An 843-nucleotide genomic window follows, 5' to 3' on the forward strand; every position below is an offset into this window, starting at 1 on the left:
CTAAGGCCTGTTTACAATCAGGATTCCCAAAGCGGCAGAAAATTGATTCAAGGCTGGAAATGGAGACCCAGCCTTTGATTCGATTGATGTTGAGCGACAGCCAATGGGAGCAGATCGCGCCGGAGCTATCGGGTAAAGCCGGTGATCCCGGCTGCAGCGGGCGCGACAACCGGCTATTTATCGAAGCCGTTCTTTGGATCGCGCGCACCGGCTCGCCGTGGCGTGATCTGCCGGAGGCGTTCGGCAAGTGGTTCACCGTATATACGCGATTCTGGCGCTGGGCGCAGAAAGGCGTCTGGGAGCGCATTTTCAAGGCCCTCAGCGATGATCCCGATTTCGAATATGTCCTTATCGATGGCACGCTCGTCCGGGTCCACCAGCATGGCACCGGCGCAAAAGGGGGACTCAAAATCAGGCCATAGGCCGCTCGCGTGGCGGCCTGACCACCAAAATCATGGCCTTGGTCGATGCCCTCGGCAATCTCATTCGCTTCGTCCTTTTGCCCGGCCAGCGTCACGACAGCATCGGCGTCGAGCCTTTGATCGCCGGCCTCGATTTTGAGGCGCTCCTCGGCGACAAGGCCTTCGACAACAACTGGCTGCGCGCCAACCTGAATGAACGCGGCGCCGTGGCGGTCATCCCGTCCAAAGCAGACCGGGCCGGGCGCATCCCTCACGACACCGAAATGTACAAATGGCGCCATCTCGTCGAGAACTTCTTCTGCCATCTCAAGGCATTCCGACGCATCGCAACCCGTTACGAAAAGACCGATGCTTGCTTTGCCGGACTCCTCAATCTCGTCACCGCTTTCCTCGCAATTCGATGACTGTAAACAGGCCTTAG

General features: G+C 58.5%; 1 protein-coding gene. It reads left to right on the top strand.

The features are described 5' to 3' along the window. Positions 1-59: 59 nt before the first annotated feature. A protein-coding gene (locus EH240_RS37135; protein ID WP_125007262.1) for an IS5 family transposase occupies positions 60-826 on the top strand; the annotation gives its coding sequence in 2 pieces (ribosomal slippage) (positions 60-405 and positions 405-826; 768 coding nt in all). The last annotated feature ends 17 nt before the right edge of the window (positions 827-843 follow it).

The organism is Mesorhizobium tamadayense (assembly GCF_003863365.1).
In the GTDB taxonomy this organism is placed as follows: domain Bacteria; phylum Pseudomonadota; class Alphaproteobacteria; order Rhizobiales; family Rhizobiaceae; genus Mesorhizobium; species Mesorhizobium tamadayense.